The sequence below is a fragment of the Pirellulales bacterium genome, from assembly GCA_019636345.1.
Classification (GTDB): Bacteria; Planctomycetota; Planctomycetia; order Pirellulales; family Lacipirellulaceae.
Genome location: JAHBXQ010000015.1, coordinates 1 through 16,750 on the forward strand (window position 1 = coordinate 1; position 16,750 = coordinate 16,750).

The 16,750-nt window shown below is 67.5% G+C and carries 21 protein-coding genes and 2 tRNA genes; 3 read left to right on the forward strand and 20 right to left on the reverse strand.

Translation table 11 applies throughout. The features are described from left to right. Nucleotides 1-251: 251 nt before the first annotated feature. The 19 genes from KF688_19730 to KF688_19820 all read right to left on the reverse strand — a co-directional run bounded on the left by KF688_19730 (nucleotide 252) and on the right by KF688_19820 (nucleotide 14,357). A complete protein-coding gene (locus tag KF688_19730) occupies nucleotides 252-515 on the reverse strand; it encodes a hypothetical protein (protein MBX3427920.1) in 264 nt (87 codons plus the stop codon). 14 nt (nucleotides 516-529) lie between these two features. Then, the gene (locus KF688_19735; GenBank protein ID MBX3427921.1) at nucleotides 530-1,468 is read right to left on the reverse strand and encodes a hypothetical protein; all 939 of its coding nucleotides are present in this window, start codon (nucleotides 1,466-1,468) and stop codon (nucleotides 530-532) included. A 55-nt stretch (nucleotides 1,469-1,523) separates the two neighbouring features. Next, complete coding sequence (locus KF688_19740; GenBank protein MBX3427922.1) at nucleotides 1,524-1,733, reverse strand: hypothetical protein; 210 nt, start codon at nucleotides 1,731-1,733, stop codon at nucleotides 1,524-1,526. Nucleotides 1,734-1,775: 42 nt separating this feature from the next. Beyond that, entirely contained in the window at nucleotides 1,776-3,257 is a 1,482-nt protein-coding gene (locus KF688_19745) for an AAA family ATPase (protein MBX3427923.1), read from the reverse strand. Nucleotides 3,258-3,329: 72 nt separating this feature from the next. After that, nucleotides 3,330-4,013, reverse strand: a complete 684-nt coding sequence (locus KF688_19750) for a hypothetical protein (GenBank protein MBX3427924.1) — start codon at nucleotides 4,011-4,013, stop codon at nucleotides 3,330-3,332. Continuing rightward, complete coding sequence (locus tag KF688_19755) at nucleotides 4,010-4,216, reverse strand: DUF2997 domain-containing protein (GenBank protein MBX3427925.1); 207 nt, start codon at nucleotides 4,214-4,216, stop codon at nucleotides 4,010-4,012. Before KF688_19755 ends, KF688_19750 begins: the two co-directional genes overlap by 4 nt. Next, the gene (locus KF688_19760; GenBank protein ID MBX3427926.1) at nucleotides 4,213-4,584 is read right to left on the reverse strand and encodes a DUF1257 domain-containing protein; all 372 of its coding nucleotides are present in this window, start codon (nucleotides 4,582-4,584) and stop codon (nucleotides 4,213-4,215) included. Before KF688_19760 ends, KF688_19755 begins: the two co-directional genes overlap by 4 nt. Further along, complete coding sequence (locus KF688_19765) at nucleotides 4,581-5,168, reverse strand: hypothetical protein (GenBank protein ID MBX3427927.1); 588 nt, start codon at nucleotides 5,166-5,168, stop codon at nucleotides 4,581-4,583. The genes KF688_19760 and KF688_19765 overlap by 4 nt, the downstream gene beginning before the upstream one ends. Nucleotides 5,169-6,004: 836 nt before the next feature. Then, nucleotides 6,005-6,292 carry a response regulator transcription factor gene (locus tag KF688_19770; GenBank protein MBX3427928.1) on the reverse strand — a complete coding sequence of 96 codons (288 nt, stop codon included), beginning with the start codon at nucleotides 6,290-6,292 and terminating at the stop codon, nucleotides 6,005-6,007. A gap of 214 nt (nucleotides 6,293-6,506) precedes the next feature. Further along, on the reverse strand, nucleotides 6,507-7,106 hold the full coding sequence (locus KF688_19775) for an SOS response-associated peptidase (GenBank protein MBX3427929.1): 600 nt from the start codon (nucleotides 7,104-7,106) through the stop codon (nucleotides 6,507-6,509). A 10-nt stretch (nucleotides 7,107-7,116) separates the two neighbouring features. Further along, nucleotides 7,117-7,365 carry a hypothetical protein gene (locus KF688_19780; protein MBX3427930.1) on the reverse strand — a complete coding sequence of 83 codons (249 nt, stop codon included), beginning with the start codon at nucleotides 7,363-7,365 and terminating at the stop codon, nucleotides 7,117-7,119. A gap of 745 nt (nucleotides 7,366-8,110) precedes the next feature. Continuing rightward, nucleotides 8,111-8,380 (reverse strand): hypothetical protein, encoded by a 270-nt coding sequence (locus KF688_19785; protein ID MBX3427931.1) that lies wholly within the window; start codon nucleotides 8,378-8,380, stop codon nucleotides 8,111-8,113. A gap of 171 nt (nucleotides 8,381-8,551) precedes the next feature. Then, the gene (locus KF688_19790; protein MBX3427932.1) at nucleotides 8,552-10,594 is read right to left on the reverse strand and encodes an AAA family ATPase; all 2,043 of its coding nucleotides are present in this window, start codon (nucleotides 10,592-10,594) and stop codon (nucleotides 8,552-8,554) included. Between the two features lie 84 nt (nucleotides 10,595-10,678). Then, nucleotides 10,679-11,005, reverse strand: coding sequence for a DUF1580 domain-containing protein (locus tag KF688_19795; protein ID MBX3427933.1), 327 nt, complete (start codon nucleotides 11,003-11,005; stop codon nucleotides 10,679-10,681). 126 nt (nucleotides 11,006-11,131) lie between these two features. Continuing rightward, a complete protein-coding gene (locus KF688_19800; protein ID MBX3427934.1) occupies nucleotides 11,132-11,692 on the reverse strand; it encodes a hypothetical protein in 561 nt (186 codons plus the stop codon). Between the two features lie 205 nt (nucleotides 11,693-11,897). After that, nucleotides 11,898-13,076 carry a site-specific integrase gene (locus tag KF688_19805; GenBank protein MBX3427935.1) on the reverse strand — a complete coding sequence of 393 codons (1,179 nt, stop codon included), beginning with the start codon at nucleotides 13,074-13,076 and terminating at the stop codon, nucleotides 11,898-11,900. Nucleotides 13,077-13,201: 125 nt separating this feature from the next. Further along, nucleotides 13,202-13,275: transfer RNA gene (locus tag KF688_19810), tRNA-Arg, on the reverse strand. A gap of 231 nt (nucleotides 13,276-13,506) precedes the next feature. Further along, nucleotides 13,507-13,848, reverse strand: coding sequence for a histidine triad nucleotide-binding protein (locus KF688_19815; GenBank protein MBX3427936.1), 342 nt, complete (start codon nucleotides 13,846-13,848; stop codon nucleotides 13,507-13,509). Nucleotides 13,849-14,096: 248 nt separating this feature from the next. Further along, entirely contained in the window at nucleotides 14,097-14,357 is a 261-nt protein-coding gene (locus KF688_19820; GenBank protein MBX3427937.1) for a Trm112 family protein, read from the reverse strand. Between the two features lie 406 nt (nucleotides 14,358-14,763). Between KF688_19820 and KF688_19825 the strand changes: the two genes are divergently transcribed. Further along, the gene (locus tag KF688_19825; protein MBX3427938.1) at nucleotides 14,764-15,489 is read left to right on the forward strand and encodes a hypothetical protein; all 726 of its coding nucleotides are present in this window, start codon (nucleotides 14,764-14,766) and stop codon (nucleotides 15,487-15,489) included. 150 nt (nucleotides 15,490-15,639) lie between these two features. Here KF688_19825 and KF688_19830 read toward each other — a convergent pair whose 3' ends face one another. Next, on the reverse strand, nucleotides 15,640-15,933 hold the full coding sequence (locus tag KF688_19830; protein ID MBX3427939.1) for a hypothetical protein: 294 nt from the start codon (nucleotides 15,931-15,933) through the stop codon (nucleotides 15,640-15,642). A gap of 416 nt (nucleotides 15,934-16,349) precedes the next feature. Here KF688_19830 and KF688_19835 point away from each other — a divergent pair. Together KF688_19835 and KF688_19840 are read left to right on the forward strand one after the other, a co-directional pair. Beyond that, a tRNA-Ser gene (locus KF688_19835) sits at nucleotides 16,350-16,432 on the forward strand. A 127-nt stretch (nucleotides 16,433-16,559) separates the two neighbouring features. Beyond that, a partial coding sequence (locus tag KF688_19840) for a hypothetical protein (GenBank protein MBX3427940.1) occupies nucleotides 16,560-16,750 on the forward strand: 191 nt, incomplete at its 3' end.

The window sequence follows — 16,750 nt, forward strand, 5'->3', positions numbered from 1 at the left end:
GCGCGGATCGTGCGGATCGATTCGCCGGTCGCGGCGGCGACGGCGGCGGTCAGGTCGAAAGTCGTCATGGGGGAAGTTCCTCGGATCGAGAGAGCTCGCCGACCTCATCGCCGCTCGCGGCGAAGGCCGACGCGCGGGTCGGGATTCGAGCACGCCGCGTCGACGGGACCGTCGGCGCCGCGCACTCGCAAACAACGGCTCGCCGCAGCGGGCGAGCCGGACGGGAGACGTGCGCGTCGCCGGGACGCGCGTCAGGGAGGCGCGCCGGCCGGCCGAGTCCGCGCAGCGAGCTGCGCCCGCAGCCAGGCTTCCTCCGCAGCGAGCGCCGCGGAGCGCCGCGAAAACGGCCCGAGCCGCGGGCCGCCGCTCGGGGCGAGATCGACGAACCAGCGGCCGTGCGCGTCCGGTTCGACGTGGGCGGCCCGGGCGATCTCGACGTCGCCGAGCTCCGCGAGCGTCACGAGCTCGCCGTAGAGACAGCGGACCGCGCCGGCCCGCTCAATGAAGAGGTCCATCACGCGCACCTCCGTCATTTCGCCCGCCGCAGCACGTGTCGCCGCGGCCGATCGACGAGCAATGTCTCCAGCGCGGTCTCGACTCGGGCGAGTTCCCCGTGAATCTCGCCGCGCAAGGTCGCGTCGGTGCGGAGCGATCCCGGATCGACCCCGGCCAACAGCGATTGGGCGTCCCTGACGAGCCGGTCGAGTTCGTCGTGCGACCCGACGTCGAGCCGCCCAAACCGCTCGAAAAACTCCTGGAGGTTGGCGACGGCCGAATCGCGAAAGACCTTGGGGGTCCCGTCGGCGCGGCCGCCGAGCCGTTCGGCGAGATGGGCGATCAATTCGCGGAACTCCGTGAGAAACGCCTCCTCGGCAAGGCGGACCGCCTCGTTGAACTGCGCGGCGACCCGGCGACATTCCCGCTGATAAAGCTCGGGGTGGAGCCGCCGGAGATAGTCGGGGGGATCGACGGGGGGAAACTCCCAGCGGAGGGCGAACTCGTCCGCCAGCTCGGCCGGGTAGTCGCGCGGATCGTAGAGCCGGCCGAGCCGGACGCGGGCCAGGTCGCGGAGCTCGTCGTACCGCTCCTGCAGCTGACGGACCGCCTCCGCGAGTTCGGCCGCAAGCCCCCCCAGGCGCCGATCGAGTTCGGCGACGTCGGGACGCTTGATGAGGCGGACCCCCGGCTCGGGGAACGGCAACGACATCCCTTTCCAGAGGGCGACGGCCCGGTGGCGGACCCGCGTCGCCGCCTGGAAGGCGGGGTGCCCCGTGTCGAGGAGTTTTTTGTTGGCGGCGACGTACTCTCGCGCTGCGCGAAACGTGTCGGCCGCTTCGGTCTGCTGCGCGCGGCTGAGGGTCCGACGGACCCCGAGCCAGGAAATCGACAGCCGCACCCCGGTCGTCTCGGCCCGCAGCCGAGCGGCGAGTTCGTCGCGGGGAGGGGGCTCGGCGAGCGCTGTGCTCATCGGATGGTCTCCAGAGGGGAGTTCGGAATTGTCCCAGCGCGTCCGCGGCGAACGTTCACGCGAACTCGTCGTCCGGGACGAGCCCGTACGCCGCGAGCGACTCCGCGAGTCGATCGGCCAGGTCGGCGCCGGACCACGGTTTGTCGCCGCTCCACTGCGGGGGCTCCGCTTCGTCGTCGAAATAGAGGAGTCGCTGGAGGGCGGCGACGATCGCGGCGAGATCGCGGTGCGCCAGGAGCGCGGGGGACTTCGGCGGACGAGACATGAGCGCCTCCGGCAGTCAGGACGAGGGAACCAAGAACGCACGTCAGTTCACCGAAGGATCGATCCGCACCCCTCGGCGCCGATTGGAAACGGCGGGTCCGCGATAGACGCCCGGCCGATCGGCGGCGAGGCAGCGGCCGGAGGCCCACTGCCGCAGCTCGCGCATCGCTTCGGCGGCCGCGATCGCGACCGGGACGACGTGCGCCGCCGCTTCGACGAGCGAGACCCCGAGCAGGGTCGCCAACCGGCAACAGGCCTTGATCTCGGCGCCGGTCCAGCCGTCGTCGCCGGGCCGCACCTGCGACGCTTCGATCGCAAACGCCGCGCGATGGATCTCCCAGATCGCGTCCCGCTCACGTCGATCGGGGAGGTCGATGAAGAACACGCCGTCGAATCGTTCGGCGCGGGTGAACTCCGGCGGGAGCCGGGCGACGTCGTTCGCCGTCGCGACGACGAAGACGTCGCTCGTCCGATCGGCAAGCCAGGTGAGGAGCGTTCCCATGAGGCGGGCCGCGACCCCGCCGTCCGCCTGATCGCTCCGCACGCCCGACAAGCCTTTGTCGATCTCGTCGATCATCAACAGACACGGCGCGGTCGCCTCGGCGATCGCCAAGGCGCGGCGGACGTTCGCTTCGGTCTGGCCGACGAGCGAGCCCATGAGGGCCCCGACGTCGAGCCGCAAGGTCGGCCGGCCGACCTCGTTCCCCAGTGCGCGGCAGAAGGCGCTCTTGCCGCACCCCGGGAGCGAGAGGAGCAGCACGCCTTTCGGCGCGGCGACGCGGCGGGGCTTGCGTTCGAGCAGCTGGCGACAGAATCGCTTGAGGACCGCGAGGCCGCCGATCTCGGCGAACCGATCGGTCCCCTGCTCGACGGCGAGCAGGCTCGACTTGGCGAGTTGCTGCGCCTTCACCTCCCAGATCGTCCGGGGCTCGAGCGCCCCTTCGCGCACGAGCGCCAACGAAAAGGCCCCTTCGGCCTCGTAGCGGGTGAGGCCGGCGGCGGCGTCGAGCAAGGCCGAGAGTTCGTCGCCTGCGGGGAGGTCCCCCGGCTCGGCGGCGATCTCCGCGGCGATGGTCTCGAGTTGCGCGCGGTCGGGGAGTTCGTGCTCGACGACGACGAACAGTTTTTCGAGTTCGCGGGGGATTTCGACGACCGGGGCGAGGACGACGACGAACGAGCGGGTCCGTTTTCCCAGGGCGATCTGGCGGGCGGTCGCTTGCACGATTTCGGGAGAGTTCAAGAATCGGTGGAAGTTGCACAGCGCCAGGAGGCCGAATTCGTCGGGGGGGGCGACTTGCTGGGCGCAGCGGACGGCGGCCAAGGGATCGGGGACCGAGCCGCGGTCGGCGTCGCTGCCGTGGAGGCCGGCGTCGACGTCCCACGCGGCGAGCCGCCACCCTTCGTCGCGGCACAGGGTCGCCAAACTGGCGAGCGCTTCGTCCGGTTCGTCGGTGCGGATCCAGATCCCCGCGAAACAGGCGGCGACGTAGTCTTGGACCTGGGAGGCGAGCGAGCGAGGCTTCATAGTGAGAAATTCCTGCAAAAAAACGGGGGGGAGACCGCGCCCGAAGCCGGCGAGGATGCGCGCTGCCGGCGCTCACCACCGCAACAACTCGTCGAGCTCGCGGAGCCAGCGGGGGAGGTCGCCGGCCGGGTCGCGCTGCCGGGCCCAAGCGATCGTCATCCGCGGGAGGGCGTCGTCGTGGAGCCGGCGCTTCATGCGCGAGACGAGTCGTCGCCGACTCCGGGGCGCGAGGGCGTTCCACGGCGCGGCGTGCGACACGGCGGCGCGCCGGGCTTGCGCCAGCCTGGCCGCGACGTCGAGGTCGTCGTCGATTTCGATCGCCGGGAGACCCGCGGCGACCAACGCTTCGGGATGGAGATAATTCGCGAGCGACCGTTTTGCGGTGAGCCGAGCGAGACAGTTCGGCTGGGCGTTGAGCTGCGCGATCGCCGCACGGCGTCGCGTCGTCTCCGGCTCGACGTCGCGGTCGTAGAGATGAACCCGGGGGAGCCGGAGCGTCTCGAGCGCCGCGCCCCGACGGAGAAGGTCGTCGGCCCCGCCCCCGCCGATCGGCAGCAGCGCGAGGCGTCCCGCGGCCGCCAGCGCCGCCAGATCGGGGAGGCGGGGATCGAGGCTTCGCCAGAGCATCGCCATCCTCCCGAGAAACGCCGCGGCGCGGCGCCCTTCGACGAGGACCAGCAACGGCGGACGCCGCAGGGGACCGCATCGCGTCGGCCTCCCGGCCCGGTCGGTCATGAGGTTCGGCAGCCCGGTCATGACGCTCCTCCCCCGAACCCCTGGCGCTGCCGGCACGCGGCGGGAGCGGTCGCGTAGCGCTCCCACGTCGGTCGGTCGCTCGTGACCAGCCCGAGGGCCAGCTCCAAACTTCGGCTGGCGTCCCGGCAGGCGGTCCCGGCGTAACCGTGCGTTGCGAGGCGGATCTCTCCGTGGGGAGAAACGTCGATCGTGATTGTCGTCATCGGCCGGCTCCTCCCGTGGTCAGCGTGAGGCGGATCGTCCCGTCGGCGAGCGTCCGCTCGACGACGGAATGGCCTTGCCGACGGGCCTCGAGCGTCGCCTTCTCGACGGCGTAGGCCTGGACGAGCTCGTCGAGCCGCGCCGGCTCGCCCCAGCGACCTTGAAAGTTGTCGAAACGGAGCTCGCCCGTCTCGATGCGGCAGACGACCGGATAGCGCCAGTCGCGCAAGCTCACGGCCAGACCTTCGACCTCGGTCGTGAAGAGGCGATGGCGGCCGGGCTGCGGCGCCGACAGCTGCAGTCGCCGGCAGGCGGCGGCGAGCGCGACCGGGTCGCGGACGCGGGTCGTGATCGTCACGAGATGACTCATGGCTGATCCTCGGGCGGTGCAAGGGGTGAAACGTGCGGGAGCGCGGCCGGTTCGTCTGGCGCGGGGGGCGTCTCGGTCGGCGACGAGGAGATCGCGGCCCCCGGGTCGACGGGGGCGAGTTCGATCGCGATCCAGTCCAGCAGGTCCGCCTGTCCGTCGTCGTGACGGGCGGGGACCAAGATGAACCAAGCGAGCGCCAAGGCGAGCAGCGCCACCAGAACGATTCCCGTCCCGCGGACGGCGGTCGTCAGCGCCGAGTCCCGCCGGCGTGCGGACGCCAGGTCGCGCTCTTGGGAGCGCAACGCGCGCCAGCCCTCGTCGAGCCGGCGGCGCTCCGTTTGAATCTCGCCCTGCAGGCGGATCGATGCTTCGCGCGCGGCGGCGTCGGCGGCGACGAGCTCGTGGGCGCCTCGCGCGGCCGCGTCGGCGACGCGGGCGAGCGCGACGTTTTGAGCGGCCTGGCGGTCGGCCGCTTCCTGGGAGAGGCGAACGACGCGGGCGTCCTCCCCGCAGCCGCCGGCGCTCAGAAGAATGGCTCCCAGCGCCAGGAGTCGACCGACGGGAGCGAGGCGAACGCGTGGCATGGGATCTCCTGGGGGAAGCAAGGAGGCGGGAGAGCAGCCGCAGCAGCGCTCGGCGCCATCGCCGCTCGCGGGCCAGCGCAACGGCGAGCGCAACGACCGCCGCCGCCAACGCGGCCGCGACGTAAGTGGGCATCGGCAGTCTCCAGGGCGAAAGAAGATGGAAGAGGGAGGTCCGCTCCGACGAGGGAGCGGGTTCTCCTTCGCAATAGCTAAGAGTCCAGCAAGTCTTTATGCCCCGGTTGGGGGGCGGATTTAGCGCGTCCTACAGGGGCGGGTGTGGCTGGGGACTGTCGCCATCGGGTTGCCTTGATGGTCTCGGTCGTCGAAGTCCGACTGAGGCAGGACGACAGGGCGTTCCGAACGAGAGGGCGAGACGCGTCATCGACGAGAACGCCGTTCGCAAGCCGGCGCCCTGCGAGGCGCAGCAAGGCGGCAAGCCGACGGTCTTCGTCCCGACTCTTGTGCACCGTCCGATCACGGCGACTAACTGAATGGGAGAAAAACCAAGGGAGAAGCCTGTCGGGAAACAGAAAAGCAAGACGCAAACACGTCCTGGCGACGTCGGGTCGCCAGGGTGCGAGAGGTCTTGTGCCCCTGTCCGGCAAGCTTGCGCCGCCGGCTATCGAACAACGGCTCGGACAATTTGTTGTCCCAGCAATAAGCCTCGAATCGGCAGCACGCTCTTGCCGCCTTCGCAGACTTTCCGCCACAAGTCGCACTTCTCCCAGGCCGCTTGCCCCATCTCGCACCTCGCACCGTTGATGGATGGAATTCGGACTCCTCCAACCTGCCAGCCGCCGCAAGAGGCCCAGGATGCAACGCTCATGACCGCGCGGTCAATTCCAACCGTCTTCGCCCCGTCCTCGTCGGCGTTTCTCCGCGGGCGCCAAAGTCTCGTCGAGGCGAGACACGCCGTGCTTGATCGCCAGGCGGGCGAGAAGGATCGACTTGTCGCATCCCAGCTGGAGCATGACGGCCCGCCGATGATTGGCGATCGTCCAGTGGGACAGCCCTAAAATGGCGGCCATATCGGCGGCGGTGCACCCCAGGCTGATCAGGCGAAAGACTTCGCGGCGTCGCGGGCTGAGGGCGGCGATGCGAGCACTCATATCACGGTCGGTCATGGCATGACTCCGGGGGGTCTTCCCAGCATGCTTGGGGCGCCGGCCGAGATCATCCTTGCCGCACCGCTCTCCGCCCCGAGATCGGCCGCATAGGCGCCGTTTGGCGGGATTGCCCGGGAAAATCGGTCTCGCCAGACGCCGCCTCCCGCGACGCCAGGGTCGGGTCGACTCCGAACACGTCCGGCGACTCGACCTCTCTTGTCCTCTCAGGGCCTCACGTCGATGGGGGCCGCAGCGTCATCGCGTCCGCTGGGGTCGGAGCCGTCGAGACTTCGGCCAAGTCGAGCCACGCCGCGTACGCCCGCTCGTCGGACAACAGAACGGGCATCCGATGATGGCCGACAGAGCGAATCAACGCGTTCGGCTCGGTCGTCAGCAGCGTGCAACTTTCGATCGTCTCGCCGTCCCCCGCACTCCACGATTCCCAGAGCCCGGCGAACGCGAACGGCCGAGCATCGGCGAAGCGGAAGCCATGACCCCGCTCGTAAAATTCCGTCGCCGGGATCAGGCAGCGACGATGCTTGAACGCTTCGCGATAGGCCGGCTTCTCCGCGGCAGTCTCGCTCCGGGCGTTGAAGCATCGCCGTTGAAACGCCTTGCGGCTGGTCGCGGCGCCCGACGGCTTCCACCAGAACGGCAGCAAACCCCACTCCGCGGCGATCAACTCCCGCTCGCCGGCGGGATCGAACCGGACGATCGGCACTCGCGACAGCGGATAGAAGCCCCCTTCGGGGAACTCCAGTTGCAGACGGTCGCGCTGCACGCCGTAGTCGGCAGCTCGCGGTCGGGAGGCTTGGCAATAGTGGTGGCACACGGTCGCAATCCTACGTGACTTCGCCAATCGCCGGCATGACAACCTCGAACCGATCGCCGCCCCACAAGCGGCAGACGAACCCCTGCGACTCAAGAGCCGCCAAGCTCGTCGCCACGGTCGCTTCGTCCAGTCCGCCGGACGCCGCCAATTCGCCGATCGTCGCCGGCCGCCCCCATTGGTCCTCGAACGCCAGGGCCAGGCGGTGCGTGGCGTAAAGTGGATCAGGGAGCCGAAGCAGTTGCAGCGTCGTCGGGATCATGCGGGCCTCGGTGGTGCGAGAACCGCCAGGGTAGCCCGTGCTGGTCGTCGGGCAAGCGAACGCGATATCTTGCGTGCCGAGCGTGAAGCGGCTACCAGCGGGCGTCAGGGAGCCGCGGTCAACTTTCCGGTCCGAGGCGCCCTCGATTCAACAAATAGGCGGCGTGAACTCGGCACTTGGACGACGCAGGCCCCGGGACACCGTGTCCGGCGGCCGCTCGAGATGCTGGGTGCGTCGATCGAGATTGTCCCTACGTAGGGACAATCCGGCGGACGCCGTTGCCCATCTGGCGAGAACATGCAGCGGCGAATCGTGCGTTCGCCGACGAAACGCGGTCGTGTCTAAATCGACCCCAAGTGAACGGCACTTGAACAAAGTGCTGCGTGGCTCTTGGGGAGATCTTGTTTGCAAATCGCCGCGATTCGCAGAGAGTCCGCCCAGACTTCCTAAGTTAACGCGATTCCGCTCGATGTTTTCTGCGGCGAAGAGGTCGCTGCTTTAGGAAACGACCACGCTGAACCAAAACTCTCAAGGTTGCAGGCGCCTTTTCCGCGAACAGCGGGCGACTACGGCGTGCCTCGCAAGATATATTTGAGATCATGATCGCTCCGAAGTCAATTTGATCGAACCGCTGGTCGACTCGGCGGTCACGACGCACGTTCCGCCTCGCCTGACCTACGACTGGCGATCCCCTCCGCTTGCGGCTCGCAGGGCGCCGCCTCAAAAGCGTTCCTCGTCGCAGCAATCATTGGTCGGGGACCATCGCCCGCAAAAAATCATAGGGCTCCGTCGTAGGCCAGCAGCCGTACAACGGCGAGGTGCTGGAGCATAGGCCTCTGAGCAGCCCGTCCAACGGGGGTTCCGAGTAGTCCCGTTCCGCGGAACGCAGGGCGGCTTCCAGAGCCACGAGCAGGTCGGGCTGCGGCGGATTGATACGGCAGCGGCCGGTTTCGGCTTCGTCCGGTTCCCACCAGCGGCAGGTCGAGCAGGTCGGCGTCGAGGGGATGGTGGTCATGTTTTTTTCTCCTGGATCGGGGTGGTCGGTTCGAAGCGGTCGGTTGTTGCAGGGTCGATCGGGGGCCTGACGTGGTCGGGTGGTCGGCTCCCCCTTTAGGGAGCCACCCCCCACCCGTCAGGCACGTGGTCGGGTGGTCGGTACGTGGTCGATCCAGGCCGACCACGTCCCCTAATCGCGGTCCTTGAGGGTGTAAATTCGGCATACGTTTCCGCGGACGGTCTCGGTCTCGACGTCCACTTGCCGGCCGGCGACCAGCAGCGACAGCAGCCGGTCGGCCCGGTCCTTGCTCAGCCCAGTAACATCCCGAACCTGCCGCGTGGATGCGGGGCCGGCCTGCAGCGCTTCGGCGATCAGGGCAAAACCTTCCCGGTCGTCGGCCGCCTGCCTTAGTTCCTTCACGCTCAGCCGCCCTTTGAGCTTCCCGGGGTCGACGCCGCCGGCCGGGAGCCACAGCGGGAACTCGAATCGCAGTGGCAGCGGGTCGACTGGTTGAAATGATCGGACGGCCGCCTCAAGCACCACGACGCCCGGTTCCTCGTGCTCTCGCAGCACGAGGTGAGCGTCGGCCGCGCGAGATTGAGCCCCGGCGCCTGCCCCGACGTCGGTAACGGCTTTGCCCCCCTGGCCCCCCTTGCTGGCGTGGTGAATGAGGACGAACGCCGCGCCGGTCGAAGCGGCGTATCCATCCAAGCGGTTGTAGATTAGTGTTTCCGCACTATTGTCATTCTCGGATTGCCCCTCGATCGCGAACCGATACTTTGCGTCCAAAATGATCGCTTGATACTCGCCGTGCGGGATCGCCTCGAACTCGCGACGCAACTCGACCAGCGACCGCAGGTTGCCGCGCAGGGGCCAGACGTGCAGGTCATCGATGTAATCGGCCGCAAGAAGCCCCATTTTTTCCGCAACGGCGGGGACGCGATTCGCGAGGGTCGCGCGGTGCAGCTCGTTATCGACGAGCAAAACTTTTCCGCGGCGGGTCGGGAAAGTTTCGAGCCAATCCCGCCCGTTGATGATCGAAAGCGCGAGCCCGTAAACGAGCCATGATTTCCCCGCTTTCGGCGGCGCGATAACGTTGACCGTCTCGCCCGCACGGAACAGCCCCTCGACGACGGGCTCGGCGAGGCGTGGGTTGCCCGCGGCAAGCTGCCGGAATGTCAACGTCTCGATTGGGGGGAGCGGCGGCGTGATGAATTGCGGCGTCGCGGCCGCGAGCCCCGCGGTCGTCGTAGCAGCCCCCCGCCGATCGCCGTAACCCTGCGACGCCAGTGCACGGGCCGCAGCCGCAAAGTCGCCGTCGTGGTTCAACAAAGTAAACGCGGCAAATTTGCTGTAACCACAGTTTGCCTCGAACGGCGTCGCCGACGTCGAGAAGATATAGATCAGTTCGGTCCCCCCCTTGCTCCGCAGCCCCGTCGTTGCGGACGTCCCCTCCTCCTTGCCGGGTCGCGTCCAATGCGTCACGTCGCCACGGGTGAAGTTTTCTCGCCACCCATGGGGGGTGAGGATCTCGCACCAGGTCGCCCGGGCGTTGTAGCCGTCGCCTGGGCTCACCCCGTCGTGCGTACCGTTGATGACGCCGACGGGGTTTTCGCGCGGCTCAGGTGGCTTCTCATCGAACACCCGCGCCGCCGCAAATATCGCCGCGCGTTCCACGGCGGTGATCGTCGGCAGGTCGGTCAGCGGCGGGCCGCTCGCGTGTTCGTATTCACGCCCGGTCGGGTGACAGCAGCCGGGCGACCCGGGCGCGAGCGCGTAGCCGCCGGCGCCGCGGGTCTCGATAAGAGCGTTCCCGTCAGGGCCGCGCGCCAGGACCTTATTGCCCTCGACCATCGAGCAGCGATAGATGAGGTGATAACCCGGGCGAGGCGTCCGGACGATCGTCAGGCGCTCGAGCAGCCCCGGGCAGCGAGCCTCAATCTCCCCGAAAAACTCGCCCATCAGCGAGACGTCATCCAGGTCAACAACCTCGCTGTTGCCGCTTGCCGGGCCGTGGGCGACGGCGACTCCGACGTTATCGGCGAGCCACCACCCGCGGACATCACTTTCGGTCGCGCGTTCCTGCGTGAGCCGCTTCCATGCAACGGCCGCGGCCTTGCTGCCGTCGCCGCGGATCGGCACGACGGAGAGCCCGGCGCGGAGATATTGAAGCGCGTAGTCGATCGGCGAATCGCCGCTTCGCTCGACCGCGCGAGAGTTTTTTGATACCATGGGGAAGACCCTGATTTTCGGGCCCGCGCCGCTGCGAACGGCCGGGCCCTTTTTTTGTGGGCCCGCGGGAATGGTGTGAAAGAACTAGACGCCGGCGCGGGCCAGCTCGGCCTCGGCCGCGGCAATCGCCGCTTCGCGCTGGCGAGAAGTCGCGACCTTCGCGCCGCCGATTGCGGTCGGCGCCGCGTTGATTGCCGCGACAAATCTCTCGAAAGCCGGCCCCGTCGTGTAGCGCGTGCCGCCCACGAGAAAAGTTTCAAGTTTGGCGCCGCGGCAGCCACGCAGCGCCCAGCGCCACGTCGTGCTAGGGCCTTTCCCCTGTTGCCGCGCGAGCTGCGTCAACGTGAGCCGAGGCGATTCATTGAGAAGTACGGCGCCATTTTCAGCGCCGTCATGGTGTAAATTGCTCATTCCTAAATCTCCGTCGCGTGGTTGTGAACCCAACGACAGGGATTGGAACAAGAACCCGCCCGACAATTGGGAAGAGCGCCGTTTGTCCCAAAAATTGGGAAAAGCGCCGTTTGTCCCAACTCGGGGCTATTGGCGCCGGCGGCTGTATCGCTTGCGAAGAGATTCGGCCGAGATATTGACGCGGCCGACGCCGGGAAACTTGCCGGTTCTCAATTTGGCCTCGATTTTGCTGCAGGCAGCTGCGACGGACGCTCCGTGGCTGACGCCATCCGCGATGGCCGCACGGACCTTGTCCCACTCGTCGGCGGTCAGCTTGCCGGCCTTGCCGTTCAAGCTGTTACGGTGCGACTCGATGGCCTTGGCGGTGAGCGCATCGATAGGTCTTATCTTGTAAATATTCGTCAATGTCGCTTGGAGCCAGTCCATGCCGAGCAATAGGCCGCACGTGGCCGCCTCCCTCGCATCGTCGGACCGGATGGCGGCTTGCATTAGGTACAGCCGCTGCAATTGGACCACGCTGTCAAGCACGGACACCCACCCCGGCTGCAAACCGACCTTGTCCCCCTGGAACATGGTGGTGGCGCCGGTGAAGTCGTCGGCGATGTCAATAATCACGAACGGCCTGACGGCGGCTTCCAAATTCGCCTGCAATTCGTCGAGATCCAACGTGCGGTCAAGCCCGGCCAAGCTGTTGCTGTAGGCGTTTGACCGATCGACGCCGCCGGACTGATTGACGCGTGATTTCTTCGCCATGATTGCACCGTAGGTGAAAAGCCGAGCCGACCGACGACGGCCGCAGTACGGTGCAGCCGCAAGCCGTCGTCGATCGTGTGCGGGGAGCTACCCCGCGACTCGGCAAAGGGAATTCTAACCGATCAAGCGGCAAACCCGCTCACCCGATTTGCCGGGCCACGTCGTAACCCTTGGCCGCGTCTCGCTCGGCGTAAACCTGCGTCACGTTCGCTTGGGAGTGGCCAAGAATCACTTGGGCCGCCTCAAGGCCGAACTCGCGACGGATCTCGGTGGCCGCGGCGTGACGCAGGCGGTTCGGGCTCCAGCGTTCGACGCCCGCCGCGTCGCACGCTCGACGAATGGCAGCCGCGTAAGAGAGCGGCACGTAGGCGCCGCCGGCCGTCTTCCGGGGTTTCTTCGCCTTGTTGGTCCCCGGTCGATTGCCGCACGACAACGGCGTCGTGCGGGCCGCATGCTGCGCCGCACGCCGCTTCCGCTCGCTGTCGCACGGCCGGAAGCAATGGGCCTCGGAGTCGCGGGCCAGGTACTTCAGCAGCACGGCTTGGGCCTTGGGGCCGACGAAGATTGTCCGTTCCTTGCCGTGGTGGGCCGTCTTGTGGTGCCGGGGTCGGTAGAGCCACACGTCGCCGGTGCAGTCGACGTCGACCGGTCGGAGGGCGCAGACCTCGCCGGGGCGACAGCCGGTGAGCCGTTGGAAGCGGACCATATCGCCGACGACTTCGGGCAAGTGAACCAGGGTCGCCTCGACAACGGCGTCGTCGACCGGCAGGACGGGCGCCGATTCCTTGGCGTCGCACTTCCCCCGTCTCAGCCCGGGGACGATGGCGAGATTCTGGGGGACCGCCGCCGGCAAGCGGCCTTCGGCCGCCCCCCATTTGAACATGCGGACGAGCCGGGCCATCATCGCGTTGATGTTGCTGCGGGCGTAGCCGTGGGCGATCAGCCGCTCCCGCACGGCTTTGTACTGCAGGACGCCGAACTCGGCCGCCGGAGTCTTGCCGTACAGTTCCTTGAGCGGCTTGACGGCATAAATGATGCGATTGCAGTCACTGCGATTTCCGCCCCCGTAGTACTTCCGGGCGAACCTCAAATAGTCGGCAGCCAGTTCGACGACGGTGATCGCATCCGCAGGCGTCCCAAAGGCGAGCGACCGCCCCCCGGCGAGCCACTCGGTGATCAGCCGATCGTATTCGATTCGGCTCGCCTTGGTCCCGTGCGGGCCAAGGTAGTAATCGCGGCCGCCGATCGTGACGACGGCTTGCCCGGAGGCGCGATGCTTCCGGTACTTGGGGATTGAGGCTCCGGCAATTCGCGGCATCGTGTAGGTCTCCCGTGACGGCGGAGAATAAAACGGTAAGTACCGTTTTATTCCCTGGGAAAACGCTACACTGCCGACCGCCGGCAGGTGACATAAAGCTTTGTCTAGCGTGCCTTTAGGGCAAGTACCCGGGGCGGGGGTCGAACCCACAACCTTCGGCTTCGGAGGCCGACACTCTATCCAATTGAGCTACCCGGGCAGGAGCGAGGCGGCCGACGAGGGGGCGGGCCGACCGCTGCGGACCCTTAAGCGTATCGCCGCCGGACGGAGATGACAACGGGCCGAACCAGGGGGTCGTGACACTCGTTTGCGCCCTTGGAAGTGTGGCCGGGGGCGCAGCGCAGGGGATCCCCTGGGGGCTCACTTCGTTCGACCCCAGCCACCCCTCAGTTTGGCAAATGGGATCAGATCCAAGCGGGGAAACTTGCCGCTAGCCCGGGGGCCAGGTCATCGCGCGGCCGCCGAGCAGGTGGAAATGAAGGTGGTCGACCGTTTGGCCCCCGTCGGCGCCCGTGTTGGCGACGACGCGGTAACCCGTTTCGGCCAGCCCCAGTTCGCGGGCGACGTCGCGGATCGCCAGCGTCAGGCGGCCCAGCAGCTCGGCGTCGGCGTCGCTCGCCGCGGCGAGCGATGCGATCGGCCGTTTGGGGATGATCAGCACGTGGACCGGCGCCTGCGGGCTCACGTCGTGGAACGCGAGACAATCGTCGTCTTCGTAGACGATCCGGGCCGGGATCTCGCGATCGATGATTCGCTGAAAGATCGTGGACATGGGACAGCGCGAAGGCAAAAGGGGGAAGGCTGAAAAGGGAACGACGCTGGGCGGGTCGTCTCGGACGATTGCTCGGTGCGCGTGCTTTGACGTCGGTTAGATTTGAAACTGACAAAGCATGCGGGCTTTGACCCAGGTTAGATTTCGAACTGACAAAGCATGCGGGCTTGGACCCAGGTTAGATTTCGAGCGGACAAAGCACGCGGCGTTTTCGTGAGGCTTGCGAGCGCCGGGCTGCTTCCCCTGCCCTATTCGCGCGGCAGTTCGATGGCGTCGTCGGGGAGCATCACCGGGATGCCGTCGACGATCGGGTAGAGCCGATCCCCCGCGGCGCGAAGCAGGCCGCCATCGATCGGCTTGACGACCTTGGCGCCGCCGACGGTTCGGGCTTCGCCGCGCATGACGGCCGCGTTGACTGCGGCGACGGTCGCCTCGTCGGCGACGGACAGGGCGCTGCGGTCGACGGGGCAGCGGAGGATCGCGAGCAATTGATCGCTGACGGGGGACATGCGAGCAAGCTGTTCAAACCAGGTGACGAAGGAGAGCCGCTTGCGAACGAACGCCGACGGCAGCGACGATCCGACCGCGGCGGAGAACTTGCCTTATCTTACGAATCGGCTCGGCCGGGTGCTAGCTTGGCGGCCTGTCGAAACGGGGACCGGCTCGCGGACCGCGACAAAAACCGCCCGACCGTTGGGCTGCATGAGCGCGCCAGGCCCCTTTTTCGTCAGGCCGTTCGGGCCTCATGGGACTTGGCCGATTCTGCCGATAGTTCTCAAGAGGCGGTCCCCGCCCCCGCGCGGGACCGGCGCGCCGCGAGCCCGGTCCGCAGAGGCATTGCTCACCGGCTTCGCTCGCATTGTCCGGGGCGGTTCGTACTCCTTCAACCTTCTGTGGCCGAGGTCGGAAGCTGTTATGAATGCCGTGCACTGCATTCGCCGGGCGCTGGGAGGGCTGCTGATCGCGTGCGCCGGCGGTACGGCAGCGGCTCAGCAGGTGACCTACGAGACCGGGCCCGACGGGGTTCGGTACCAGGTGACGCGGACCGTGGTGCAGCGGACCGTGCCCGTCACCGAAAATCGCTCGCAAACGCAGACCACGTATCGCCAGCAGGTCGTCACCGAAAACCAGCAGTTCCAGCAGGTGTACCAGGTGCCGGTCAAGCAATACCAAATGGTCCCGCGGCTGGTGGGGCGTTGGAACCCGTTCATCGAACCGTACTGGACGTACGAGTACGAGGAAGTGACGACGTACCACCAGCAAGTCGCCACGGTGACGATGCCGACGACCCGCGTCACGTGGGCGCCGGAGACGCGCACGGTCGACACGCCGGTGACGACCTACGCGGTGCGACCCGTCGAAGTGACCGAGCGGGTCGCGATGGGCGGTCCCGCAACCGGCGGCGCGCAGCCGCTGACGGCGAGCACGTCGGCCAATACGGCTCCGTCGGCGACGCTGGCGGCCCGGCCCTCGGCCCCGGCGAGTTCGCCCGCCACTGGCGCCACGGGGTACGCAGCCGCTCCGCCAACCTACGGGGCGCCGAACACTTACAGCAGCCCCTTCGGCGGCCAAGCCATGCCCAGCGACCCGCCGCGACAAGCCAGCGGCTGGCAAAGCCCCGCGGGTTCGCGCTACCAATAACCATCGGTCGAGAACGCATCGACCGCGGCGAAACTAACCCGCCGACCGTCGTGACTGGCTGTCGACCGCCCAGCCACGACCGCCCAGCCACGACAGCTCAGCCACGACAGCTCAGCCCCGACAGCCAAGCGCGGAGCACGGTCGCGCGCGTTACGCCTGCGTGCGGCGCCGCGAGCGACGACCCGCCGCCGGGGTTCCCCACTCCTTGGTGAGGGCCTCGAACACCTCGGGCGTTTCGTAACGGACGACCTCTTTCCCCTCGGGCATCGGGCCGATCAATCCCCGAAACACGGGCAAGCCCCGCAAGCTGAGGTCGGTGCTGCAATCGTCGACGCCGATCTGCGTGTGCATCCGCAACACCGCGTCGGTGTGCGGATAGTCGCGAGTCCGCAGCTCGCCGTTTTGCCCGCGGGTGACTACTCGGATCGTTTTCTCGTTGGCCATGGGCGTCTCGCGGGGAAGGACGGGAGGGAGGGCACGGTTGTGGTATCGGCCGACGGTTGCTAGCAGCGGCAAAGTATCGTCCGTCCGCGGCACAGGAGTCATACCGCGCGAAACCCGCACATCGCGCGCGGCAAACGCCTCTCCCGCACCATCGCCGCGACCGGCTGGGCAAACCGTACGGGCAAGGGAAGCCGGTTTGACTGCACGCCCGGCGGCAGGCCGGCGGCGACAAGCTCCGCGCCTCCCAGTCCCAGCTACGTGCCAACGCAGCTCGGCCCCCTGGGCGCTTGGACAACCGCCTCCCCCGGCGCAGAAATCCAGTCGCCGCCCCCGCCGGCCGGTTTTGAAATGCACGGTGAACGCCGGCAAACGCCCAATTGCCGCAGGCCGCCCGAGCCGATAAATTGGAGATCTCCGGAGGGTAAGCGAATTGGCCAGCGGCCTGACTCGAAATCAGGTGCCCCGTAAGGGGTTGGGGGTTCGAGTCCCCTGCCCTCCGCTTGACGATTTTGTCGAGTCGCAACTGCAATGATTACAAGGCTTTGCGACTTCAGGCCTTGAAGCGACTGGGGGGTTGTCCCGGTCGCGCACCTCGGCAATGTCCGCCGGCAGGGCGCTGTCTGCTCGTGAACGAGTTGCCGACGACAGCCTGTCCCGTGCCAAACGCGGGGAAGCCGGGCAACTTCCCCGCACCCGCCTGCGGTGCACGATCGCGGCGCCGGGCGGTGCATTTTTCAACCTGTTCAAATGCCGCTTGCATCGGCGAACAGCCGATCGAGCAGTTGCTCGTCGACGGCATCCTCGCCTTCACAATCGA